General features: G+C 61.9%; 17 protein-coding genes, 5 tRNA genes and 1 pseudogene. 16 read left to right on the plus strand and 7 right to left on the minus strand.

Going from position 1 to position 20,788, the window contains the following annotated elements; all coding sequences use genetic code 11:
- Positions 1 to 19 precede the first annotated feature (19 nt).
- The 3 genes from ACPDZI_RS18955 to dapA all read right to left on the minus strand — a co-directional run bounded on the left by ACPDZI_RS18955 (position 20) and on the right by dapA (position 3,735).
- On the minus strand, positions 20 to 1,123 hold the full coding sequence (locus ACPDZI_RS18955) for an EAL and HDOD domain-containing protein (protein WP_124251897.1): 1,104 nt from the start codon (positions 1,121 to 1,123) through the stop codon (positions 20 to 22).
- A gap of 4 nt (positions 1,124 to 1,127) precedes the next feature.
- On the minus strand, positions 1,128 to 2,768 hold the full coding sequence (locus ACPDZI_RS18960) for a diguanylate cyclase domain-containing protein (protein WP_438833621.1): 1,641 nt from the start codon (positions 2,766 to 2,768) through the stop codon (positions 1,128 to 1,130).
- A gap of 94 nt (positions 2,769 to 2,862) precedes the next feature.
- Positions 2,863 to 3,735, minus strand: coding sequence for a 4-hydroxy-tetrahydrodipicolinate synthase (dapA, locus tag ACPDZI_RS18965; RefSeq protein WP_011707511.1), 873 nt, complete (start codon positions 3,733 to 3,735; stop codon positions 2,863 to 2,865).
- 280 nt (positions 3,736 to 4,015) lie between these two features.
- Here dapA and rsmC point away from each other — a divergent pair, with 280 nt between their 5' ends.
- The 9 genes from rsmC to ACPDZI_RS19010 all read left to right on the plus strand — a co-directional run bounded on the left by rsmC (position 4,016) and on the right by ACPDZI_RS19010 (position 9,004).
- Positions 4,016 to 5,044 carry a 16S rRNA (guanine(1207)-N(2))-methyltransferase RsmC gene (gene rsmC / locus ACPDZI_RS18970; protein ID WP_438833622.1) on the plus strand — a complete coding sequence of 343 codons (1,029 nt, stop codon included), beginning with the start codon at positions 4,016 to 4,018 and terminating at the stop codon, positions 5,042 to 5,044.
- A gap of 149 nt (positions 5,045 to 5,193) precedes the next feature.
- Positions 5,194 to 6,411, plus strand: a complete 1,218-nt coding sequence (glgC, locus tag ACPDZI_RS18975) for a glucose-1-phosphate adenylyltransferase (protein ID WP_011707513.1) — start codon at positions 5,194 to 5,196, stop codon at positions 6,409 to 6,411.
- Positions 6,401 to 7,861 (plus strand): glycogen synthase GlgA, encoded by a 1,461-nt coding sequence (gene glgA, locus ACPDZI_RS18980; protein WP_202011936.1) that lies wholly within the window; start codon positions 6,401 to 6,403, stop codon positions 7,859 to 7,861. The genes glgC and glgA overlap by 11 nt, the downstream gene beginning before the upstream one ends.
- 116 nt (positions 7,862 to 7,977) lie before the next feature.
- Positions 7,978 to 8,063 (plus strand) — tRNA-Leu (locus ACPDZI_RS18985).
- Between the two features lie 55 nt (positions 8,064 to 8,118).
- A tRNA-Leu gene (locus ACPDZI_RS18990) sits at positions 8,119 to 8,204 on the plus strand.
- 44 nt (positions 8,205 to 8,248) lie between these two features.
- A tRNA-Leu gene (locus tag ACPDZI_RS18995) sits at positions 8,249 to 8,334 on the plus strand.
- Positions 8,335 to 8,379: 45 nt separating this feature from the next.
- A tRNA-Leu gene (locus tag ACPDZI_RS19000) sits at positions 8,380 to 8,465 on the plus strand.
- A gap of 71 nt (positions 8,466 to 8,536) precedes the next feature.
- Positions 8,537 to 8,622: transfer RNA gene (locus ACPDZI_RS19005), tRNA-Leu, on the plus strand.
- Positions 8,623 to 8,731: 109 nt separating this feature from the next.
- Complete coding sequence (locus tag ACPDZI_RS19010) at positions 8,732 to 9,004, plus strand: late competence development ComFB family protein (protein ID WP_016352123.1); 273 nt, start codon at positions 8,732 to 8,734, stop codon at positions 9,002 to 9,004.
- Here ACPDZI_RS19010 and ACPDZI_RS19015 read toward each other — a convergent pair.
- Complete coding sequence (locus tag ACPDZI_RS19015) at positions 8,999 to 9,208, minus strand: hypothetical protein (RefSeq protein ID WP_011707516.1); 210 nt, start codon at positions 9,206 to 9,208, stop codon at positions 8,999 to 9,001. The two genes, ACPDZI_RS19010 and ACPDZI_RS19015, sit on opposite strands and share 6 nt — an antisense overlap.
- Before the next feature lie 299 nt (positions 9,209 to 9,507).
- On the opposite strand from ACPDZI_RS19015, the gene nhaC reads away from it, so the two are divergent.
- The 7 genes and pseudogenes from nhaC (at position 9,508) to ACPDZI_RS19050 (ending at position 17,666) form a co-directional block, all read left to right on the plus strand.
- Complete coding sequence (nhaC, locus tag ACPDZI_RS19020) at positions 9,508 to 10,917, plus strand: Na+/H+ antiporter NhaC (protein ID WP_187268943.1); 1,410 nt, start codon at positions 9,508 to 9,510, stop codon at positions 10,915 to 10,917.
- Between the two features lie 106 nt (positions 10,918 to 11,023).
- Complete coding sequence (locus ACPDZI_RS19025; protein WP_076361914.1) at positions 11,024 to 11,947, plus strand: LysR family transcriptional regulator; 924 nt, start codon at positions 11,024 to 11,026, stop codon at positions 11,945 to 11,947.
- 199 nt (positions 11,948 to 12,146) lie between these two features.
- On the plus strand, positions 12,147 to 13,292 hold the full coding sequence (locus tag ACPDZI_RS19030) for an ABC transporter substrate-binding protein (protein WP_438833623.1): 1,146 nt from the start codon (positions 12,147 to 12,149) through the stop codon (positions 13,290 to 13,292).
- A 73-nt stretch (positions 13,293 to 13,365) separates the two neighbouring features.
- Positions 13,366 to 14,379, plus strand: coding sequence for an ABC transporter ATP-binding protein (locus tag ACPDZI_RS19035; RefSeq protein WP_011707520.1), 1,014 nt, complete (start codon positions 13,366 to 13,368; stop codon positions 14,377 to 14,379).
- Entirely contained in the window at positions 14,376 to 15,344 is a 969-nt protein-coding gene (locus ACPDZI_RS19040; protein WP_323920612.1) for an ABC transporter permease, read from the plus strand. Before ACPDZI_RS19035 ends, ACPDZI_RS19040 begins: the two co-directional genes overlap by 4 nt.
- Before the next feature lie 35 nt (positions 15,345 to 15,379).
- A pseudogene (locus ACPDZI_RS19045) lies at positions 15,380 to 16,206 on the plus strand (ABC transporter permease).
- Between the two features lie 29 nt (positions 16,207 to 16,235).
- Positions 16,236 to 17,666, plus strand: coding sequence for a gamma-aminobutyraldehyde dehydrogenase (locus ACPDZI_RS19050; protein WP_438833624.1), 1,431 nt, complete (start codon positions 16,236 to 16,238; stop codon positions 17,664 to 17,666).
- Between the two features lie 156 nt (positions 17,667 to 17,822).
- Here ACPDZI_RS19050 and ACPDZI_RS19055 read toward each other — a convergent pair whose 3' ends face one another.
- The 3 genes from ACPDZI_RS19055 to treC form a co-directional block, all read right to left on the minus strand.
- Complete coding sequence (locus ACPDZI_RS19055; RefSeq protein ID WP_016352131.1) at positions 17,823 to 18,155, minus strand: hypothetical protein; 333 nt, start codon at positions 18,153 to 18,155, stop codon at positions 17,823 to 17,825.
- Between the two features lie 342 nt (positions 18,156 to 18,497).
- Positions 18,498 to 19,088 (minus strand): sugar O-acetyltransferase, encoded by a 591-nt coding sequence (locus ACPDZI_RS19060; RefSeq protein WP_268032093.1) that lies wholly within the window; start codon positions 19,086 to 19,088, stop codon positions 18,498 to 18,500.
- Between the two features lie 3 nt (positions 19,089 to 19,091).
- Positions 19,092 to 20,753, minus strand: a complete 1,662-nt coding sequence (gene treC / locus ACPDZI_RS19065; protein WP_438833625.1) for an alpha,alpha-phosphotrehalase — start codon at positions 20,751 to 20,753, stop codon at positions 19,092 to 19,094.
- Positions 20,754 to 20,788 lie beyond the last annotated feature (35 nt).

The raw sequence follows: 20,788 nt of genomic DNA on the forward strand, positions 1-20,788 counted from the left end.
CTTCTTTACTCGCCACGACCTAGGTGGCGAGAAACGCTTGCCCCCACATTTGTGCCTGAAAATAGATGGGCGTCAGTCTGGCGGGCTCCAGCTGATAAGTGGGCGCCAGCTGGGCCAGCAAGGGCCAATCCCCCTGTTCATAGCTCTTCACCAGCTGAAACAGATGAAAGAGCGGCCCCTCGCGAGACTCCAACGCCCGTCTCACGTCCTTGGGCAGGTGGGCCTTGAGCTGCTCGGAGAGCAGCGAACCATCCAGGACCAACCCCACCAGAAAGGCCCAGCTGGCAGCCGCCTTGCCGAGCGCATTCAGGGCGATCAGCTCGCAGAAGCGGCCGCGGGCGATGGCCATGCGGGTGCAGGCCTCCGGCATGTGTTGGCTGACCCTGGCCAGCCCGTAGATGAGCACGAACTTGCGGATCTCCTGCTCCCCCAGATAGGAGAGCGCCCGGGTGACCGAGACGATGGGGCTGGCGTGATCGAAACCGGGAGCGTTGACATAGCTCAGCAGCTGCCCCGGCAGCCAGGCATCCTGCTCCAGCAGGGTGGCTACCCGGGCAAAGGAGAACTCCTCGCGGCAGATCAGCTGCAGTATCTCCTGCACCAGCTTCATGTCCGGCTGGGCGGCGCGCTGGTTGACCAGCTCGGGACGGGCGAGAAAACCGCCGGCGAAGAAGTCGACACCCGCCTCCTTGAGCGGCAGGAAGTCTCCCCAGGTCTCGATGTCGAGCGCCATCCGCTTGTGCTCGGTCGGCTGGCGGATCCCCTCTTCGCCCATCCAGAACACCAGCAGCCGGGAGGCGTTGAACCAGCGCGGCTCGCGCTGTGCACCGTGCACCGCCAACCGGCGCCGGTAGTCGCGCCACTGCTCCAGCACGGGGAAGGAGGCGGGCAGCCGATCGGCCGAAGCCTCGACCAGCGGTATGGTGTCCTGATCGAACAGCAGGGGGCGCAGTTCATCGAGCTGCTGGTGGGTGAAGGGCAGCAGGTATTGCCGCCCCTGTGCCAGCAGCCGGCACTGGGCCGCCAGCAGCGTCCATTCGGACGGGTCGGCAAGCTGGTAGTCGATGCCATAGGCTACGAGGGCGAGGCGGCGGTTGAAGATGGGATAGCGACGTAACAACATGGGCTCACCGATAGGCTAGCGTACACGCCCTCCCCTGCGATTTGGCATGATAGAGCGCCTGATCAGCCTGTTCGGTCAAGCTCTGCCATGTTCCATCCAGCGAGGGAACCAGATAGCTAAAGCCTATGCTAACCGTAATGAAATCAGCAACTCGGGAGGCCGGATGCGGGATCTTTAATTCGCTGAGCCCCTGGTGAATCTGTTCCGCCAATCGCTCCGCTTCGCCGGGTTGCGGACCACACAACAGGATCACGAACTCCTCACCGCCGTAGCGTGCCACCAGGTTGGTGCGCCGCCGCTCCGCCTCTTGCAGCAGACGGGCCACCTGTTGCAGACATTGGTCCCCCTTGGCGTGACCAAAGTGATCGTTGTAGGACTTGAACTCATCCACATCGATCATCAGCACCGCCAGCAGGTTTTGATGACGGCGCGCCCACTCCCACTCCCGCTGCATGGTGAGATCCCAGTGGCGGCGGTTGGCAATGCCGGTCAGCGGGTCCTCCAGCGACAACAGCGACAGGCGCTTGTTGGCCTCCTCCAGTGCCCGGTTGGTCTCCGCCAGCTGCATGGTACGCTCGCTGACCCGCAGCTCCAGTTCACGATTGAACCGTTCAAGCGCTTCCTGGGTGCGCTGGCGGATCAGCAACTGGGAGAGCATGGCCGCATACTGCTTGAAGATCTCGCTCTGATAGGTCTTGAGCGGTCGACGCCACAGCAGGTTGTCGGCCGCAATCCAGCCGATCGGGGTGGCGCCGTCCCACAGCGACACCATGGCGTTCCAGCCGCGACCCACCTCCTGCTTTTCGTAGTAGAGCGGTGCATCTTCCAGCACCAGCACATAGTCTTTGCGGCGCAGCGCCTCCTGCACCGTGGGGTGATCCGGAATCGGACTGATGAAGTGGTGCTCGTCGATCAGCTCGCCCGCCTCGTTGGTACCCCAGGTGCCGTGCATGGTCTTGAATTCGGCGTCGACCAGGAAGATGGCGATGCGATCAAACTGCAGCTCCTGGCGGGCCAGCACCACAGCCTCGCGCAACAGTTGATGCTCGCTGTCGCAGCGGGAGAGTTGAACCCCCACCTGATGCAACGCCTGCAGCATGCTGAGGAAGGAGCCTTGCAGCGCCTGGCTGCGAATAAGGTCGGCCTGGGTATGGAGTCGTTGATCCCGTTCCAGATCGATCTGGCAGGCGAGCAACCGGCTCTCCAGCTCGGCGGCAAGATAGTGCATCAACAACTGAATGCTCTGTTGCTGGCGACGGGAGAGGCGATCTAGGCGACGGCGGGTCTCCAGATAGACCACCGCCTCCAGCCCCTTGGGACGCTTGAGCGGGAAACAGGCGCGCAGGCGTGTTGTCTGCGGCTCAACCGTCTCCCAGATATCGTGAGGGTGGGCTAGCTGCTCCACCACCAGCTGCCCCTTGTCGAGGGCATGTTCGATGAAAACGATTGGCAGCTGGAGCGTAACAAGGGCGTCGGCAGTCAGGCTGACCAGCCCCTGTTCTAGCTGAAAGCTATATAGCTGGGACTCGGGTGCCCGCAGCCACAAGTAGATCTGTTCCGCTTCGGTTTTTTCCCTGACTGCCGCCAGCGTCACTTCACAGAGATGTTCAAAACTGGTGAAGTGCTCTGGATCCCATTCCTGCATGCCTGCCATCCTTGGTTGTACCCAAGCGAGTATATCGGCAAACTTTGCACTTTAATTGACTAGCCAGTCAAAAGCGCGATCCAGAGCCCACTTTTTATAACAGATTCAACGCCTGCATCGCGTCACGAATGCGGGTGCGCGTCGCCTCGGACAGCGGCATCACCGGCAGGCGGCACTCCTCGCTGCAAAAGCCCAGCAGGGAGACCGCATACTTGGCACCGGCGGGGCTCGGCTCGGCAAACATCGCCTGATGGAGCGGAATCAGCTTGTCTTGCAGTTCACGCGCGGCTTGCCACTGGCCGGCCAGCGTGAGGTTCTGCACTTCAGCCACCAGCTTGGGCGCCACGTTGGCGGTCACCGAGATGCAGCCCTGACCGCCGCCGATGTTGTAGGCCACGGCGGTGGCATCTTCACCGGACAGCCAGGCAAACGGCTTCTTGATCAGCTGGCGTTCGGTCCAGGGGCGGGCCAGATCGCCGGTGGCGTCTTTCACCCCGGCAATGCGCGGCAGCTCGGCCAGTCGGGCCAGGGTGGCCGGCTGCACGTCGACGATGGCGCGCGGCGGGATGTTGTAGACGATGATCGGCTTGCTGGTGGCGTCGTGCACCGCCTTGAAGTGGTGGTAGAGTCCCTCCTGATTGGGGCGGTTGTAGTAACCGGCCACATGCAGGGTGGCATCGGCCCCCGCCTGCTCGGCGTGACGGGTGTACTCGATCGCCTCGACCGGGTTGTTGGAGCCGGCCCCGGCGATCACCGGAATGCGCCCCGCCACCAGCTTGACCACCAGCTCCACCACCCGGCAGTGCTCGTCATGGGTCAGGGTCGGGCTCTCGCCCGTGGTGCCCACCGGCACTATGCCGTGGGTACCCTGCTCGATATGCCACTCCACCAGACGCGCCAGCGCTTCTTCATCCAGCTTGCCCTGTCGAAAGGGGGTGATAAGGGCGACGATTGAACCTTTGAACATGGAATTTCCTTCTCCGTTGACTCATGAATGTGGCAATAAAAAACCCCGGTACGATGTGCGCAACCGGGGTTTGAATCTGCTCAGGGATGAGAGGTTACGCGCGAACGTCGGCAGGCCCGAATGTCAGGCTTTTTTTATGCTTTCGTTTCAACCCGTTGAACCGCATTGCGTCATCTCTGCTCAAAAAATGGTGTCTGGGCATATTTCGGGAACACGGCATAAATGTCAAGGCGAAAGCGGCTATGTATAATGGCCGCCCAAAATTGCGTGGAGAGACCCGATGAGCAGCCCGATCAGTGCCGTCAGCCAGATGCTGGAACGAAACCAAGCCCTCTTTGTCGGCAAGCGGCTGCTGGTGTGCGGCGCGCTGGAGGATGACTATCCCCGCCAGCTGGCTACCCTGGCCCACTCCCTTACCGTCTTTACCACAGATTACTGCTACTACCGCAGCCAGCAGGCCGCGCTGGGGGATACCATCCTGTTCGACCATCAGCTCGGCGGCGCCCCCCGTTTCGATGCCCTGCTGCTGCTGATGCCCAAGGCCAAGGCCGAGGCCCAGTATCTGCTGGCCATGATGACTCCGCTGCTGGAGGCCGGTGCCGAGCTGTTCCTCGCCGGTGAAAACCGCGGCGGCATCAATGGGGCCGACAAGCTGCTGGCCCCCTATGGCGACAAGCCGGTCAAGCGCGACTCGGCCCGCCGCTGCTCCCTCTATCACGGCGAGCTGAGCAAACCGGTTGAACCGTTCGAGCTGGATGGCTGGTTTGGCCGCTACCAGTGCCAGGCTGGCGACACCGAACTGACCGTGCTGGCGCTGCCCGGCGTGTTCAGTGCATCCGAACTGGATCTGGGCAGCCAGATGCTGCTGGCCAGCCTGCCGGCCATGCAGGGAGCGCTGCTCGATTTCGGTTGCGGTGCCGGGGTGATTGGCTCAGTGCTGGCCAAGCGCAATCCCGAACTCAAGGTCACCATGGTGGATATCAACGCGCTGGCGCTGGAGTCCAGCCGCCGCACTCTGGCCATCAACGGCCTGCAGGGCGAGGTGCAGGCATCCGACGTCTATTCCGACATTCAGGAAAAATTTGACCGGATCGTCTCCAACCCGCCGTTCCACGCCGGCCTCAAGACCTTCTACGCGGCCACCGAGACCTTCCTGGCCAAGGCGCCGGATCATCTGCAGCCCCAGGGCTCGCTGACGATAGTTGCCAACGCCTTCCTGCGATATCAGCCTATACTGGAGACGCACTTCAAACGGACTGAAGTGATCAGCAGCGATGCCAAATTCAAGGTCTATCTGAGCAAAGTGTAAATAAGTGTAACCAGTCACCGGAAACAGGTAGAGAGCCCCATACGGGATCTGATAAGGTAATTGTCACACCTCAAACCACCCCTTTAGGGGTGTTTTTTTGCATCAAGCTGAAAACCTTTTCATAGTATGAATTCAGGGAGAGAAATACGATGGCAGGCATACTCACCATGATTCTGGCGGGCGGCGAAGGTACTCGCCTCCAGCCACTTACCACCACCCGTAGCAAGCCCTCGGTTCCCTTCGGCGGCAGCTACCGACTGATCGACTTCGTCCTCAACAACTTCGTCAACGCCGACTTCCTGCGCATCTACGTATTGACCCAGTTCAAGTCCCAGTCCCTCTATCTGCACATGAAGAAGGGCTGGAACATCGTCGGCATCACGGACCGCTTCATCGACCCGATTCCGGCCCAGATGCGGATGGGTAAACGCTGGTATGACGGCACCGCCGATGCCATCTACCAAAACCTGCGCTTCATCGAGATCTCCGACCCCGAGCACGTCTGCATCTTCGGCTCCGACCACATCTACAAGATGGACGTGAGCCAGATGGTGACCTTCCACAAGCAGAAGGCCGCCGCCCTGACCGTCGCCGCCCTGCGCATGCCCATCGAGGAGGCGAGCGCCTTCGGGGTAATCGAGGTGGATCAGGAGGGCCGGATGATTGGCTTTGAAGAGAAGCCCAAGCGCCCCAAGCACATCCCCGGCGATCCTACCCAGGCGCTGGTTTCCATGGGCAACTACATCTTCGAGACCGAGGCGCTCTATCGCGAACTCAAGCGCGATGCCGCCGAGGAGAACTCCAGCCACGATTTCGGCAAGGACATCATCCCCAGCCTGTTCCCGCGCGCTCCCGTCTATGTCTATGACTACAGCACCAACGTCATTCCGGGCGAGAAACCCAACGTCTACTGGCGCGATGTGGGGACGCTGGACTCCTACTGGCAGGCGCACATGGACCTGGTGGCCGACGATGCCCCCTTCTCTCTCTACAACCGCAAGTGGCCGCTGCATACCCACTACCCGCCGCTGCCGCCCGCCACCTTCGTCGATACCGACGACTGCAAGGTGAAGATTGCCAACTCGCTGATCTCCGGCGGCTGCTTCATCCAGGGCAGCCAGATCCAGCGCTCCATCCTGGGTTTTCGCTGCAACGTGGGGCCTTGCAGCCACATCAGCGAGTCGGTCCTGCTCGGGGACGTGAAGATCGGCGAGGGCTGCTCCATTCGCCGCGCCATCATCGACAAGAACGTTGAAATTGCGCCCGGCACCGTGATCGGTGAAAATCTGGACCATGACAGAGAACGATTTACCGTGTCCGAAGGCGGTATCGTCGTGGTACCTAAGGGAGCAAGAGTTGGCTATTAACCCACTGAAAATCCTGTTCGTTGCCTCGGAAGTTGAGGGGCTTGTGAAGACCGGGGGCCTGGCGGACGTGGCCAGAGCCCTGCCGCTGTACCTGGCCCAGAAGGGGCATGATGTCAGGATCATGCTGCCCTTCTACAAGACGATAAAGCGACGGGATGAGGCCAAACTGCTGGTCTCGCGCTGGCTGCCAACCCACCCGGGCCTGCCGGATATCGGCTATCGCATCTATCAGATGGATCTGGAGGGAGTCTGCGTCTACCTGCTCGACTGCCCGCAGTACTTCGATCGCCCCCAGCTCTACGCCGAAAACAACCAGGCCTATCCGGACAACGGCGAGCGCTTTGCCTTTTTGGCCGCGGCTGCGCTGCACGCCAGCGAACAGCTCGCCTTTGCCCCCGACATAGTGCACTGCAACGACTGGCACACCGGCCTGCTGCCGCTGCTGCTGAAAACCCGTCACGCCCACAACCCCTTCTTCCAGCACACCCGCAGCGTGATCAGCATCCACAACGCAGCCTTTCAGGGGGTATTCGAGCGCCAGCAGTTCTGGGCGGTGCCCGAGATTGCCGACTACGAACAGCGCATCAGCTACGACTACGGCCACGTCAACCTGCTCAAGTGCGGTGTGCTCTATGCCGACAAGATCAATGCAGTCAGCCCCAACTATGCCAGCGAATTGCTGACCCACCTGGGCGCCCACGGCATGGCCAGCATCTTCCAGCAACGGGCGGCGGATCTGCGCGGCATTCTCAACGGCTGTGACTATCAGGACTGGGATCCGGCGTTCGACGACTTCCTGCCAGCCACCTATGACGTCGACAACCTGGCCGGCAAGCGCATCTGCAAACAGAGCCTGCAACAGGAGACCGGCCTGCCGGTGGTGGACCTGCCTATCTATGGCATGGTGTGCCGGCTGACCGAGCAGAAGGGCGTTCACCTGCTGCTGCCGGTGCTGGACAAATTTCTGCATCACAAGGTGCAGGTGGTGATCGTCGGCTCGGGCGATCCCTCCCTCGCAGCCCAGTTGCAGACCCTGGCGCAACAATTCCCGGACCGGCTCGCCTTCATCAACACCTATGACGACCGGCTCGCTCATCTGGTGGAAGCGGGCGCCGACTTCTTCCTGATGCCCTCCCTGTTCGAACCGTGTGGACTCAACCAGATGTACAGCCTGGCCTATGGCACCCTGCCGCTGGTGCGGGCCGTCGGCGGCCTGAAAGATACGGTGGTGGACTGGGATGCCGACCCGGAGCACGCAACCGGCTTCTGCTTCAACGATCCGACCGCCAACATCTTGCTCGATGCCATGCGCCGCAGCCTGCTCTACTACCTGCAAGATCCAGAACAGTTTGCCCGGGTGCAGCGCAATGCCATGAACACCCGCTTCAACTGGCCGGATTCGGTCACTCAATACGAGCAGATGTATCAGGACGCACTGGCCCGCAACTGAGGCTGATTGCTGAAGTTTTGTCCCCTTGATGCTGCTTTGAACGTCAACAGCGAAAAAAGTCCCCTTTGGCTGTTGACGCTCCTTCAAAACTCTATAGAATCCCCCACCGCAGTGATGCGAAGGTGGCGGAATTGGTAGACGCGCTAGCTTCAGGTGTTAGTGTCCCACGGATGTGAGGGTTCGAGTCCCTCTCTTCGCACCATACTGCAACATGCTTTATCAGACAGCATGTCAATCCAGACTGATAACCCGAATGTGCGAAGGTGGCGGAATTGGTAGACGCGCTAGCTTCAGGTGTTAGTGCCCCCCGGGTGTGAGGGTTCGAGTCCCTCTCTTCGCACCATGCTTCTCCAGACAGCATGTAAATCAAAACTGGTAACACAATGTGCGAAGGTGGCGGAATTGGTAGACGCGCTAGCTTCAGGTGTTAGTGTCCCACGGATGTGAGGGTTCGAGTCCCTCTCTTCGCACCATGCTTTATCCAGACAGCATGTAAAACCAGACTGGAAACCCGATGTGCGAAGGTGGCGGAATTGGTAGACGCGCTAGCTTCAGGTGTTAGTGCCCCCCGGGTGTGAGGGTTCGAGTCCCTCTCTTCGCACCATGCTTCTGGCATGTAAAACGCAGAAAATGCGCTCCAACCGCATTTAAAAACCAGCTGGAGAAAATCAGTGTGCGAAGGTGGCGGAATTGGTAGACGCGCTAGCTTCAGGTGTTAGTGTCCCACGGATGTGAGGGTTCGAGTCCCTCTCTTCGCACCATTCATTATGCAAAAGGTCCATCACGAAAGTGACGGGCCTTTTGTTTTTAGCCCTTGTTATGACTATGCTTTTGACGACTCACCGCCCATCGTCATGCCAAGGAACGCATATGATACTGGATACCGACATTCACAACTTCTACGAGCATCTGGTGCTCAAGGAGATTGAGAGACAGGGGCTCAACCAGAAGCTGAGCGCCAACCAGATGGCCGATCTCTGCTGCCTGACCCTGAACCAGCTGCCCTCCCACTACATTCGTCACGACGTCGACATGATCTACTTCCTGACCGATGCCAAACGTACCGAGATGGAGAAAAACGTCATCGAGTCGCTCAAGCTGGCGCAAGAGAAGGTGCAAAGCGCCCCGGCCACCTCGTCATAACCAGGGCTGCTGCCAGATCAGGGCCGCGACGCCCGTCATACCGGCCACCGGCAGCAGGATCAGCGCAGGCCTCAGCCTGGGTTCCAGCATGACCCAGGCGGCCAGCAAGAAGCCTAGGCTCCACATACCGTATGCCTTGTCCTGACCCCAGATCAGGATCGCCAGCAGCCCGATCAGCAGCATGGCTCTCACTATCCATCTCATGACACACTCCCCTTCAACAACTGATAACAATTATCATTTGTATTTTAGGAGTATGCAATCGGACTTTTCTATCGGAGTCGAATGTCCCATCGGGGCAAACAGAGCACTCAAAAACGGGTTATGAGATCAACTAATTTGTAAGTTTTTCAATCAAAACTGCATTTTTGCTAAATCAGTTGGGATTTGCCCCCCCAGGTTTGTGGTAGATTGCGGCCTCTTTTTGGGTGGGCCCCTCGGGATACGTGTATCCACAGGACGAGAGGGACTGACCTTGGCGAGCAAGAGTTTAGGAAGTATCTATGCAAAACCAACAAAACCACATCCGATTGCCGGGCATGTCACAGGTGTTTGCCTGCCTGGCCATTTTCCTGGCCCTGGCCTTCTCCTTCACCAGCGTGCTCGACCTGCCAATCCAGTTGGCACTGTTCATCGCCTGGTTCGTCATCATGGGGCTTGGCATCAAACTCGGCCATGATTACAAATCCCTGGAGCAGGCGGCCGTCGACGGCGTCGCCAAGGGGATGGGGGCCATCCTGATCCTGGTCTCCGTCGGTGCTCTGGTGGGCACCTGGATTGCCGGCGGCATCGTCCCCAGCATCATCTACTTCGGCCTCAAGGTGATTCACCCGTCCATCTTCCTGCTGGCGACCCTGATTATCTGCTCGCTGACCTCGCTGGCCACCGGCACCTCCTGGGGCTCGGCCGCCACCGCCGGCATCGCCATGATGGGGATCGGCCACAGCCTCGGCGTGCCCGCGCCGCTGGTAGCGGGTGCCGTGCTCTCCGGCGTCTATTTCGGTGACAAGCTCTCCCCGCTTTCCGACTCCGTGGTGCTGGCCTCGACCATGTCCAACGTCGACGTGATGGAACACATCAAGGGGATGCTGCCCATCAGCCTGTTCTCCTATGTCATCACCGCCGCCCTGTTCACCGTGGTCGGCATGCAGTACTCCGGCAACGTCAGCCTGGAGCAGGTCAACCTGGTGATGGAAGCGCTCGACAAGCAGTTCAACATCACCCCGCTGGCCATAGTCCCGGTGGTGCTGGTGCTGGGCCTGTTGGCCAACCGCAAGCCCGCCTTCCCGGTGATCAGCTTCGGCGCCCTGCTGGGCCTGATCTGGGCCATCCTGTTCCAAGACATGGATCCGGTCAAGGCGATGCATTCCGCCTACAGCCCGTTTGCCATCACCTCCGGCGTCGACTTCATCGACAACATCCTGGGCCGCGGTGGCATGGAGTCCATGCTGGGCTCGGTGGCCGTCATCATCTTCGGCTTGGGCTTCGGTGGCCTGCTGGAGAAGGTCGGCATCCTGGAAGTGATCGCCAGCGCCTTCGAGAAGCGCATCAAGGGTGCCGGTAGCCTGACCACCCACACCATAGGTACCGCCTTCCTGGCCAACGTGTTCGGATCGGCCATGTATGTGTCGCTGATCCTGACCCCCAAGATCATGGCCAAGAACTACGATCGACTGGGACTGGCACGCAAGAACCTCTCCCGCAACGCCGAGTTTGGCGGCACCCTCACCTGCGGCATGGTGCCCTGGAGCGACAACGGCATCTTCATGGCCGGGGTACTGGGGGTGGCGACCCTCGACTACCTGCCCTACATGTGGCTCAGCTTCACCTGCATCATGGTGACCATCACCCTCGCCTACATGGGCAAGGCGGTGAACCGGATCCCGGTGATCGAAGCGGCCAGCTCCCGCTAACCGCCGGAAAAACCATGACAAAAGGCGCCAGCACGGCGCCTTTTGTCTGGCCGTGATTCGAGGTTAAGCTGGCAGTCACTTTGATCACATGCGGCAGGACGCCCAGATGAACTTCACCTTTCGCCAGATCCGCTATTTCGTGGCGGTGGCCGACAGCTTCTCGGTCAGCCGCGCCGCCGCCGAGCTGCACATCTCCCAGTCGGCGGTCACCAGCGCCATCCGCGAGCTGGAGACCGAGCTCGGCGCCGCCCTGTTCGAGCGCAATCCACGCGGCGTCAGCCTCACCACCCAGGGTCACCAGTTTTTGCTGCACGCCCGTCGCATCCTAAGCGCCATGACCGAAGCCGGCCAGTCCCTCAAGGCGGTGGCCCAGCAGGATCAGGGGCGGCTCACCATAGGCGTGACCACGCTGGTGGCCGGCTACTACCTGTCGGAGGCACTCGGCCGCTTTCGCCGCGCCTTCCCGGCGGTGCAGATCGAGGTGAAGGAGGATGAGCAGCCCTACCTCGAGCACCAGATCGTCAACGGCGAGGTGGACGTGGGGATCCTGATGACCAACCGCACCATCCGCCAGGAGGCGTTCGATACCGAACTGCTGACCCGCTCGCCGCTGCGGGTCTGGCTCGCCGCCAACCACCCGCTCTGCGCCGAGTCGACCCTCTCTCTCAAAGCGCTCGGCGAGGAGCCCATGATCTCGCTGACCGCCGACCAGCTGGACCAGATCATCGGCGGCGGCCTGCGCCGCTACGGCATAGCGCCACGCATCGTGCTGCGTACCGCCTCGGTAGAAGCGGTGCGCAGCCTGGTGGCGAGCCAGCTCGGGCTCGCCCTGCTGCCGGACTTTGCCTACCGCCCCTGGTCGCTGGAGCAGGAGCGGGTCGAGGCCCGCACCATCAAGGAGCCCATTCCCGCCATCGACATAGGGTTGGTGTGGCGGCGTGGCTCGCGGCTGGATTGGACCGCTCGCGAGTTCATCGACATAGTGCGGGATCAGAGCCGGCTGCGAGCACGTCAGCCACTCGCCCGCTGAGCCTGCTCCTGGCACTGTCGTGGCATCTGCCGCAGAAATTCAGATTCATCTGCACTCGATATCGATTTAGCAGATACCTCTGGCGTTAAAAATTGAAATTCTCATTGCTCACGGCTTCTCCTACGCTCATGGCTGGTTAACAGGATGTTAATTGTCAGCGTGGCATCACAACCGTGCCCGCTCCAGCAAGGAGAGCAAGATGAAACTGACCCCCCTCACCCTGGCCCTGATCCCCGCCCTGCTGGCAGGCCAGGTCCAGGCTGCCCCCACCACCCTCGGCAAGGGTGAAGGCCAGCTCAACATCGTGGCCTGGGCCGGCTACGTGGAGCGCGGCGAGACCGACAAGAACTACGACTGGGTCACCGGCTTCGAGCAAGAGACCGGCTGCAAGGTCAACGTCAAGACGGCCGCCACCTCGGACGAGATGGTGGCGCTGATGAACGAGGGGGGCTTCGATCTGGTGACCGCCTCCGGCGACGCCAGCCTGCGCCTCATCGCCGGCGGCAAGGTGCAGGCACTGAACCTGGCGCTCATTCCGAGCTACGGCAAGATAGACCCCCGCCTGCAGAATGCCCCCTGGCACACGGTAGACGGCAAGCACTACGGCGTGCCCTACCAGTGGGGCGGCAACATCCTGATGTACAACACCAAGGTGTTCCCCAAGGCGCCCGACTCCTGGAGCGTGGTGTTCGAGGAGCAGACCCTGCCGGACGGCAAGTCCAACAAGGGGCGAGTGCAGGCGTTCGACGGCCCCATCCACATCGCCGATGCCGCCCTCTATCTGATGAGCCACCAGCCGGCGCTCGGCATCAAGGATCCTTACGAGCTGAACGAGGATCAGTACAAGGCCGCCCTCGACCTCTTGCGCCAGCAGCGCCAGCTGGTGGGGCGCTACTGGCACGACGCCTTCGTCCAGATCGACGACTTCAAGAACGAGGGGGTGGTCGCCTCCGGCTCCTGGCCGTTCCAGGCCAACACCCTGATCGCCGACAAGCAGCCCATCGCCACTACCGTGCCCAAGGAGGGCGTCACCGGTTGGGCCGACACCAGCATGGTGCACAGCGAGGCGAAGAACCTCACCTGTGCCTATAAGTGGCTGGAGCACTCCCTCAACAACAAGCTGCAAGGGGATCTCGCCTCCTGGTTCGGTTCCGTGCCTGTGGTGCCCGCCGCCTGCGAGGGCAATGCCCTGCTCGGAAAAGAGGGGTGCAAGACCAACGGCATCGACAACTTCGATCGGGTGCGCTTCTGGCGTACTCCCGTCAGCCAGTGCAAGAGCCAGGGAAACTGCGTGCCTTACTACCGCTGGGTCTCGGACTATATCGCCATCCTGGGTGGTCGCTGAGGTTGACTGAGTAAATGCCGATATGGGGCCGGACAGGAGTCCGGCCCGCTTCCCACACAGACAAGGACGCCCCATGAATGCCGTACAATTTGACCGGGTCAGCCGCCACTATGGCGAGGTGAAGGCGGTCGATGACATCTCCTTCCAGATCCCGGCCGGCGAGTTTTTCACTCTGCTGGGGCCAAGCGGTTCCGGCAAGACCACCTGCCTGCGGATGATCGCGGGCTTCGAATACCCGAGCGAGGGGGAGATCCGGCTGTTCGGCGAACCCTGCTCCACCGTGCCCCCCTACGATCGCAACCTCAATACCGTGTTTCAGGACTACGCCCTGTTTCCCAACATGGATGTGCGCGACAATATCGGCTACGGCCTGATGCTCAAGGGCGTCGCCAAGGCAGAGCGTTACCGCAAGGTGGACGAGATGCTGGAGCTGGTACGCTTGCCCGGCGTCGGCAACCGCAAGCCGGGCCAGCTCTCCGGCGGCCAGCGCCAGCGCATCGCCATCGCCCGCGCGCTGATCAACCAGCCGCGCATCCTGCTGCTGGACGAACCGCTCGGGGCGCTCGACCTCAAGCTGCGCGAGCAGATGCAGCTCGAACTGAAAGCCTTGCAGCGCCAGCTCGGCATCACCTTCATCTTCGTCACCCACGATCAGCAGGAGGCGCTCTCCATGAGCGACCGGATCTGCATCTTCAATCAGGGCAAGATCGAGCAGATAGCCGCGCCGGATACCATCTACGACGCCCCCGCCACCCCCTTCGTCGCTCGCTTCGTCGGCACCGTCAACCTGTTCGAGGGGGAGCAGGCCCGCCGGCTGTGCGGCGATGCTCAGCAGATGATGGTGCGCCCGGAGCGGATCCGGCTCGCCGAGGCCGGCACACCGGGCTGGTCCGGGGAGGTGCGCGAGGTTGAGTATCTCGGCCCCTTCGTGCGCTACCGGGTTGATCTCGGCGAGCAGCTCGAGCTTATCGTCAACCACCCCAACGAGGGCCAGGCCCGCCTGCCCCGTGGCGCCCGGGTCAGCCTCAGCTGGCCGGAGCAGGCGATCCATCACCTGCACACCGCCCCTCAGGGAGCTCAACCATGAGCGCCCCCCACAGTGCGAGCCTTGCCATGAGCCAACCCACTGCCCCCCTCTCCTATCGGCCGCTGCGGCGCCTCTCCACCCTGCTCTACGGGCGGCCAGGCCTGCTGCTGGCCATCCTGCTGGGGCCGCCCCTGCTCTGGCTTGGCATCATCTATGTCGGCTCCCTGCTGATGCTGCTCTCCAACGCCTTCTTCGGGCTGGACGAATTCAGCGGCCAGATCCGCCACGAGCTGGGGCTGCAGAACTTCGTTGCCCTGCTGCGGGCTGAGAACTTGGACGTGATCCTGCGCACCGTCGGCATGTCGCTGCTGGTGACCCTGGCCTGCGCCCTGCTCGGTTTTCCGATCGCCTACTACATGGCGCGCTACACCAGCGGCAAGACCCGGGCCCTGTTCTACGTCGGCATCATGCTGCCGCTCTGGTCCAGCTATCTGGTGCGGGTCTACGCCTGGAAGCTGATCCTGGCCAAGGAGGGGGTCATCAGCTGGCTGGCAGACACCCTGGGACTGGACTGGCTGCTGGACGCCATCCTCTCGCTGCCGGTGATCGGGGGGCCGTCGCTGTCATTCTCGCGCATCGGCACCTTCATCGTGTTCGTCTACGTCTGGCTGCCCTTCATGATCCTGCCCATCCAGGCAGCGGTGGAGCGGATCCCGCGCTCTTTGCTGGAGGCGAGCGGCGATCTCGGCGCCACCCCGGCCCAGACCTTTCGCACCCTGATCCTGCCGTTGGCTCTGCCCGGCGTGGTGGCGGGCTCCATCTTCACCTTCTCCCTGACGCTGGGGGACTACATCATCCCCGGCATCATAGGCAACTCCACCATGTACATAGGTCAGGTGGTCTACATGCAGCAGGGCACGGCGGGCAACCTGCCCTTCGCCGCCGCCTTCTCGCTGGTGCCGATCCTCATCATCGCCATCTATCTGGCGATAGCAAAACGCCTGGGGGCCTTTGATGCGCTTTGAATCAATCGCTTTTAACCGGCAGCAAGGAGGCCGTCATGTCAGCTAGCTCAGTGATCAGTCAGGGAGAGCGCCCTTCGGGCCTGCTCAAGTACGCGGCCATCGGCGGCCTCTTGTTCCTGCACTTCCCGATCCTGTTCATCTTCCTCTACGCCTTCACCAGCGAGAGCAAGAGCTACCAGTTCCCACCCCCGGGCTCACCCTCAAGTGGTTCGAGGTGACCCTCAACCGCCCCGACGTGTGGCGCGCCATCCAGCTGTCGCTGGAGGTAGCGGGGCTGGCGACGCTGGCCGCCATGGTGCTTGGCACTCTGGCGGCGGGGGCCATCGCCCGCAGCCGCTTCTTCGGCCAGGAGGTGGTATCGCTGTTGCTGGTGCTGCCCATCGCCCTGCCCGGCATCGTCACCGGCATCGCGCTGCGCTCCGCCTACGGGGTGATGGAGATCCCTTTCAGCTTCTGGACCATCGTCATCGGTCACGCCACCTTTTGCGTGGTGGTGGTCTACAACAATGCCCTGGCGCGCTTTCGCCGCACCAACCAGAGCCTCATCGAGGCGTCCATGGATCTCGGTGCCGACGGCTTCCAGACCCTGCGCTACGTGATCCTGCCCAACCTCGCCACCGCGCTGTTGGCGGGAGGAATGCTGGCCTTTGCCCTCAGCTTTGACGAGGTGATCGTCACCACCTTCACCGCTGGCCAGCAGACCACGCTGCCGATCTGGATGTATCAGGAGCTGATCCGGCCACGGGACAGGCCGGTCACCAACGTGGTGGCGCTCATCATAGTGGCCTTCACCACCATTCCCATTCTGCTTGCCTACTACCTCACCCGCGACGGCCAGGACGTTGCCGGCAGTGGCAAATAACGACTCAACGCGTGCGCAAGGATGCAACCATGAAACTCTCTACCCAACTTTTGATCGACGGTCAGTTCGTCACCGGTGACGGCCAGGCCGAGCCCATCCTCAACCCGGCCACCGGCGAGCTTCTCACCTCGGTGCCAGAAGCCTCGTTCGAGCAGGTGAACCGGGCGGTGAACGGCGCCCAGCGCGCCTTCGCCCAGTGGAGCCGCACCACCCCGGCGAGCCGCAGTACCCTGCTGCTGCGCCTGGCCGATGCCATCGAGCGCCACGCCGAGGAGTTCGCGGCGCTGGAATCCCTCAACTGCGGCAAGCCCTATCTGGCGGTGCTCAATGACGAGCTGCCGGCGGTGGTGGACTGCTTCCGCTTCTTCGCCGGCGCGGCCCGCTGCCTGCAGGGGCCGCTGGCGGGGGAGTACATCGAGGGGCACACCAGCATGATCCGCCGCGATCCCATCGGGGTGGTGGGCAGTATCGCCCCCTGGAACTATCCGCTGATGATGGCGGCTTGGAAGATGGCCCCGGTGCTCGCCGCCGGCAATACAGTGGTGCTCAAGCCCTCCGAGCAGACCCCGCTCACCGCCCTGCGCCTAGCGGAGCTGGCCAGCGAGCTCTTCCCGCGCGGCGTCATCAACATCGTCTGCGGCCGGGGCGAGAGCGTGGGGGCGCCGCTGGTGGAGCACCCGCTGGTGCGCATGGTGTCGCTCACCGGTGACATCGCCACCGGTCAGAAGATCCTGCAGAGCGCCGCCCGCACCATGAAGCGCACCCACCTGGAGCTTGGCGGTAAGGCGCCGGTCATCATCTTCGACGATGCAGATCTGGAGGCCGTGGTGGCGGGCATTCGCACCTTCGGTTTCTATAACGCCGGCCAGGATTGCACCGCCGCCTGCCGCATCTACGCCCAGGGCAAGATCTACGACAAGTTTGTCGCCGCCATGACAGATGCGGTCGCCTCCATCAAGGTGGGCGGTCCGCGCGAGGAGGGGGTGGAGATGGGGCCGCTCATCTCGGACCGGCAGCGCAACCGGGTGGCCAGCTTCGTGGAGCGGGCCCAGAGCAGCGGTCACGTGGAGGTGACGGCGGGGGGCAAGATCCGCCCCGGCAACGGCTTCTTCTTCGAGCCGACCCTGATCGCCCACGCCCGTCAGGAGGATGAAATCGTGCGCCGGGAGGTGTTCGGCCCGGTGGTGTCGGTGACCCGCTTCAGCGACGCCGAGCAGGTGGTGCAGTGGGCCAACGACTCGGACTACGGCCTCGCCAGCTCGGTCTGGACCCGGGATCTCGGTCTTGCCAGCAAGGTGGCCAGCCACCTGCAGTACGGCTGCACCTGGATCAACACCCACTTCATGCTCACCTCCGAGATGCCCCACGGCGGCATGAAGATGTCCGGCTACGGCAAGGATCTCTCCCTCTACGCCCTCGAAGACTACACGGTGCCGCGCCACATCATGCTCAAGCTGTGAAACCCAGCCAGCCGAAGACGAAAAGCAGAAGGCCCCGCATGGCGGGGCCTTCTCTCTGAGCACTCTGCATCTGCACGCCACTGTGGCGATCATGGCCGGGGACGGTACCGGTCGTACCGGTGCGGTCTGCGGCCATCGCGCCAGGGCGTCGTCGGCTTAGCGCTGCTTGCCGCTGCCGATACCGAACGGAATGCGGTAGTCGCTGCTCTGGTCACCCAGGCTCACGGTCAGGTTGCCCTGAGTGCGGCTCGGGATCTGCACTTGCTGGGTGCCCATCAGGTTGGCATGGACGGAGGCAACCACGTCACCAGACTCGTCACGCACTTCCAGCATGGGGTTGGCCTTGCCTTCGACGGCGGCGGTCGCGTGCCAGTTCACAAACAGCACGCCCGGGGCGGCGTTGAAGTCAGCCGGAACGGAAGCCTGGGCGAAACCTGCGGTCATCAGGCCTGCAACGGCCAGCATCTTGATTACGTTTTTCATGTTCATTCACTCTCTTGGTTTTTATGTCATTGCCTGGGCCGACAGGCCCGAATCAATGCATCCTTGCAAGAGGTTATTCAAATAGTGTGTTGTTCTTTCACCGACATCTGGCACCCTGTTTGAGAGTGCCACAGCCTTGAACGACCAGTTATTTGGCCGCTTGGCGTTCCTGCCTAAGCGTTGAGTGAATATTAAACATCCAGGTCCGTCATTGTTAGCGAGATAAACTGGCCTAGATGTTCAAAAAATCTGAAGTGGCTGTACATCCCGGGTTCAGCCAATGACGGACGAGAAAAAGGGCAGGATAACCTGCCCTTGGTGTTGGAAAGTGCGCGCTGGCCGGTACCGCTAGCCACCAGCCAACTCTTCCTCCGTCATGGGTCGCAGTATCTTGCAGGGGTTGCCGGCCGCCACCACACCCGCTGGCACATCCTTGGTCACCACCGAACCGGCACCGATGACACTGTTGTCACCGATGGTGACGCCGGGGCAGATGACGACGCTGCCACCAATCCAGACGTTGTGACCGATCCGCACCGGCTTGCCGAACTCCACCCCCTTGATGCGCGGCGCCACCGCCACCGGGTGGGCTGCGGTGTAGACCTGCACCCCGGGCGCCAGCAGCACGTTGTTGCCAATATGCACCTCACAGACGTCGAGGATGGTGCAGCCCACGTTGGCGTAGAAGTTCTCGCCGACGAAGATATTGGCGCCATAGTCGCAGAAGAACGGCGGATTGATGGCGCACTCTTTGCCACGGCCGCCCAGCAGCTCATGGAGCAGGGCATCCCGCGCCGGTTTCTCCTGCCAGCTGGTGTTGAAGGTGTGATAGAGCCTGCGGCAGCGCTCGCGCGCCGCTTTGAGCTCGGGATCGCCCGCATCATAAGGTTCCCCCGCCACCATCTTCTGCCACTCGGCACCACGCACCACCTTCTCCATTACCTACTCCATCAGCCAGATCAGGGATTCATAAGGGCGCAGCATACCCGATTGCGGTTGGGCCGGGCTATCCGGGTAGTTGCCAAGCAGCAGCCGACCTTGCCCGCTTTGCAGCTCGGCAGGCAAGGCAAACTCAACCGGCTCGCCGTAGAAGTTGCTCACCACCAGCAGGGTCTGACCGTTGGCACGGCGGGCATAGGCCCAGATCTGCGGGTGCCCGGTCAGCAGCTCCTGATAATCCCCCTGAGTGAAGATGGGGTACGCCTTGCGAAGGGCGATGAGATCCCTATAGTGCCAGAACATCGAGTTCTGGTCGGCCAGCGCCGCCTCGGCGTTGATCTCGGAATAGTTGGCGGCAGGCTTGAGCCAGGGCGTCCCGCTGGTGAAACCGGCATTGGGGGCGGCACTCCACTGCATCGGGGTGCGCGAGTTATCGCGGGACTTGGCACCGAGAATGGCGAGGATCTCGGCCTCGCTCATCCCTTCGGCCTGCTTGATGGCGAAGATGTTGCGGCTCTCCACATCCTGATAGTCATCGATGCGCTGATAACCGGGGTTGGTCATGCCTATCTCCTCCCCCTGATAGATGTAGGGGGTGCCTTGCAGGCCGTGCAGCGTGCTGGCCAGCATCTTGGCGGCCACTACCCGATGCTCACCCTCATCGCCGAAACGGGAGACAATGCGCGGCTGATCGTGGTTGCACCAGAACAGCGCCGACCACCCCTTGCCGTGCATACCGCTCTGCCAGTGATTGAAGATGCGCTTGAGCTCGAGGAAATCGAACGGCGCCTTGGTCCACTTGTCGCCATTGGGGTAATCCACCTTGAGGTGGTGGAAGTTGAACACCATGGAGAGCTCGGAGCCGTCCAGTGCGCCGTAGCGCTGGCAGTGCTCCAGCGAAGTAGAAGACATCTCCCCCACCGTCATGGCACCGACCGGGGCAAAGACGTCGCGGCTCACATCCTGCAAGAATTCGTGGATGCGCGGCCCGTCGGTGTAGAAGCGGCGGCCATCGCCAATCTCGTCGTTCGGGAACGCCTGATCCTTGGAGATGAGGTTGATGACGTCGAGGCGGAATCCATCGACCCCCTTCTTGGCCCAAAAGTGGATGATGTTTTTCACCTCGGCGCGCACCGCCGGGTTCTCCCAGTTGAGATCCGCCTGCTCACGGGCAAACAGGTGCAGGTAGTACTGACCGGTGAGCTCATCGAACTCCCAGGCGCTGCCGCCAAACTTGGATTGCCAGTTGTTCGGCACGCCGCCGTCCACTGGATCGCGCCAGATGTAGTAGTCGCGGTAGGGACTGTTTTTATCCCCCAGCGCCGACTTGAACCAGGCGTGCTCGGTGGAGGTGTGGTTCACCACTATATCCATCACGATGCGGATGTCGCGCGCGTGGGCGGCAGCCAGCAGCGCCTCGAAGTCGGCCATAGTGCCGTAGGCGGGGTCGATGGCAAGGTAGTCGGCGATGTCGTAGCCGTTGTCCACCTGCGGGGAAACGTAAACCGGAGTCAGCCAGAGGGCATCGACACCGAGGATCTTGAAATAGTCGAGGCGGGCCATGATCCCCTTGAGATCGCCGGTGCCACGGGCAGCGGAATCCTGAAAGCTCTTGGGGTAAATCTGGTAAATCACGGCGCTCTGCCACCAGGGTGTTTGGCTCATGGGTCTTGCTCTTGTCTCGAATGAAAAAGGGAGAG

The sequence above is a fragment of the Aeromonas oralensis genome (assembly GCF_049665575.1).
GTDB classification, from domain to species: domain Bacteria; phylum Pseudomonadota; class Gammaproteobacteria; order Enterobacterales; family Aeromonadaceae; genus Aeromonas; species Aeromonas hydrophila.

Coding starts and splice junctions, on each gene's coding strand:
- ACPDZI_RS19035 (WP_011707520.1), top strand. CDS start 13,366: ATGAATGCCGTACAATTTGACCGGGTCAGCCGCCACTATGGCGAGGTG.
- ACPDZI_RS19055 (WP_016352131.1), bottom strand. CDS start 18,155: ATGAACATGAAAAACGTAATCAAGATGCTGGCCGTTGCAGGCCTGATG.
- ACPDZI_RS19060 (WP_268032093.1), bottom strand. CDS start 19,088: ATGGAGAAGGTGGTGCGTGGTGCCGAGTGGCAGAAGATGGTGGCGGGG.
- ACPDZI_RS19030 (WP_438833623.1), top strand. CDS start 12,147: ATGAAACTGACCCCCCTCACCCTGGCCCTGATCCCCGCCCTGCTGGCA.
- ACPDZI_RS19040 (WP_323920612.1), top strand. CDS start 14,376: ATGAGCGCCCCCCACAGTGCGAGCCTTGCCATGAGCCAACCCACTGCC.
- ACPDZI_RS19025 (WP_076361914.1), top strand. CDS start 11,024: ATGAACTTCACCTTTCGCCAGATCCGCTATTTCGTGGCGGTGGCCGAC.
- dapA (WP_011707511.1), bottom strand. CDS start 3,735: ATGTTCAAAGGTTCAATCGTCGCCCTTATCACCCCCTTTCGACAGGGC.
- ACPDZI_RS19010 (WP_016352123.1), top strand. CDS start 8,732: ATGATACTGGATACCGACATTCACAACTTCTACGAGCATCTGGTGCTC.
- nhaC (WP_187268943.1), top strand. CDS start 9,508: ATGCAAAACCAACAAAACCACATCCGATTGCCGGGCATGTCACAGGTG.
- ACPDZI_RS18960 (WP_438833621.1), bottom strand. CDS start 2,768: ATGCAGGAATGGGATCCAGAGCACTTCACCAGTTTTGAACATCTCTGT.
- glgC (WP_011707513.1), top strand. CDS start 5,194: ATGGCAGGCATACTCACCATGATTCTGGCGGGCGGCGAAGGTACTCGC.
- ACPDZI_RS19015 (WP_011707516.1), bottom strand. CDS start 9,208: ATGAGATGGATAGTGAGAGCCATGCTGCTGATCGGGCTGCTGGCGATC.
- ACPDZI_RS19050 (WP_438833624.1), top strand. CDS start 16,236: ATGAAACTCTCTACCCAACTTTTGATCGACGGTCAGTTCGTCACCGGT.
- ACPDZI_RS18955 (WP_124251897.1), bottom strand. CDS start 1,123: ATGTTGTTACGTCGCTATCCCATCTTCAACCGCCGCCTCGCCCTCGTA.
- treC (WP_438833625.1), bottom strand. CDS start 20,753: ATGAGCCAAACACCCTGGTGGCAGAGCGCCGTGATTTACCAGATTTAC.
- rsmC (WP_438833622.1), top strand. CDS start 4,016: ATGAGCAGCCCGATCAGTGCCGTCAGCCAGATGCTGGAACGAAACCAA.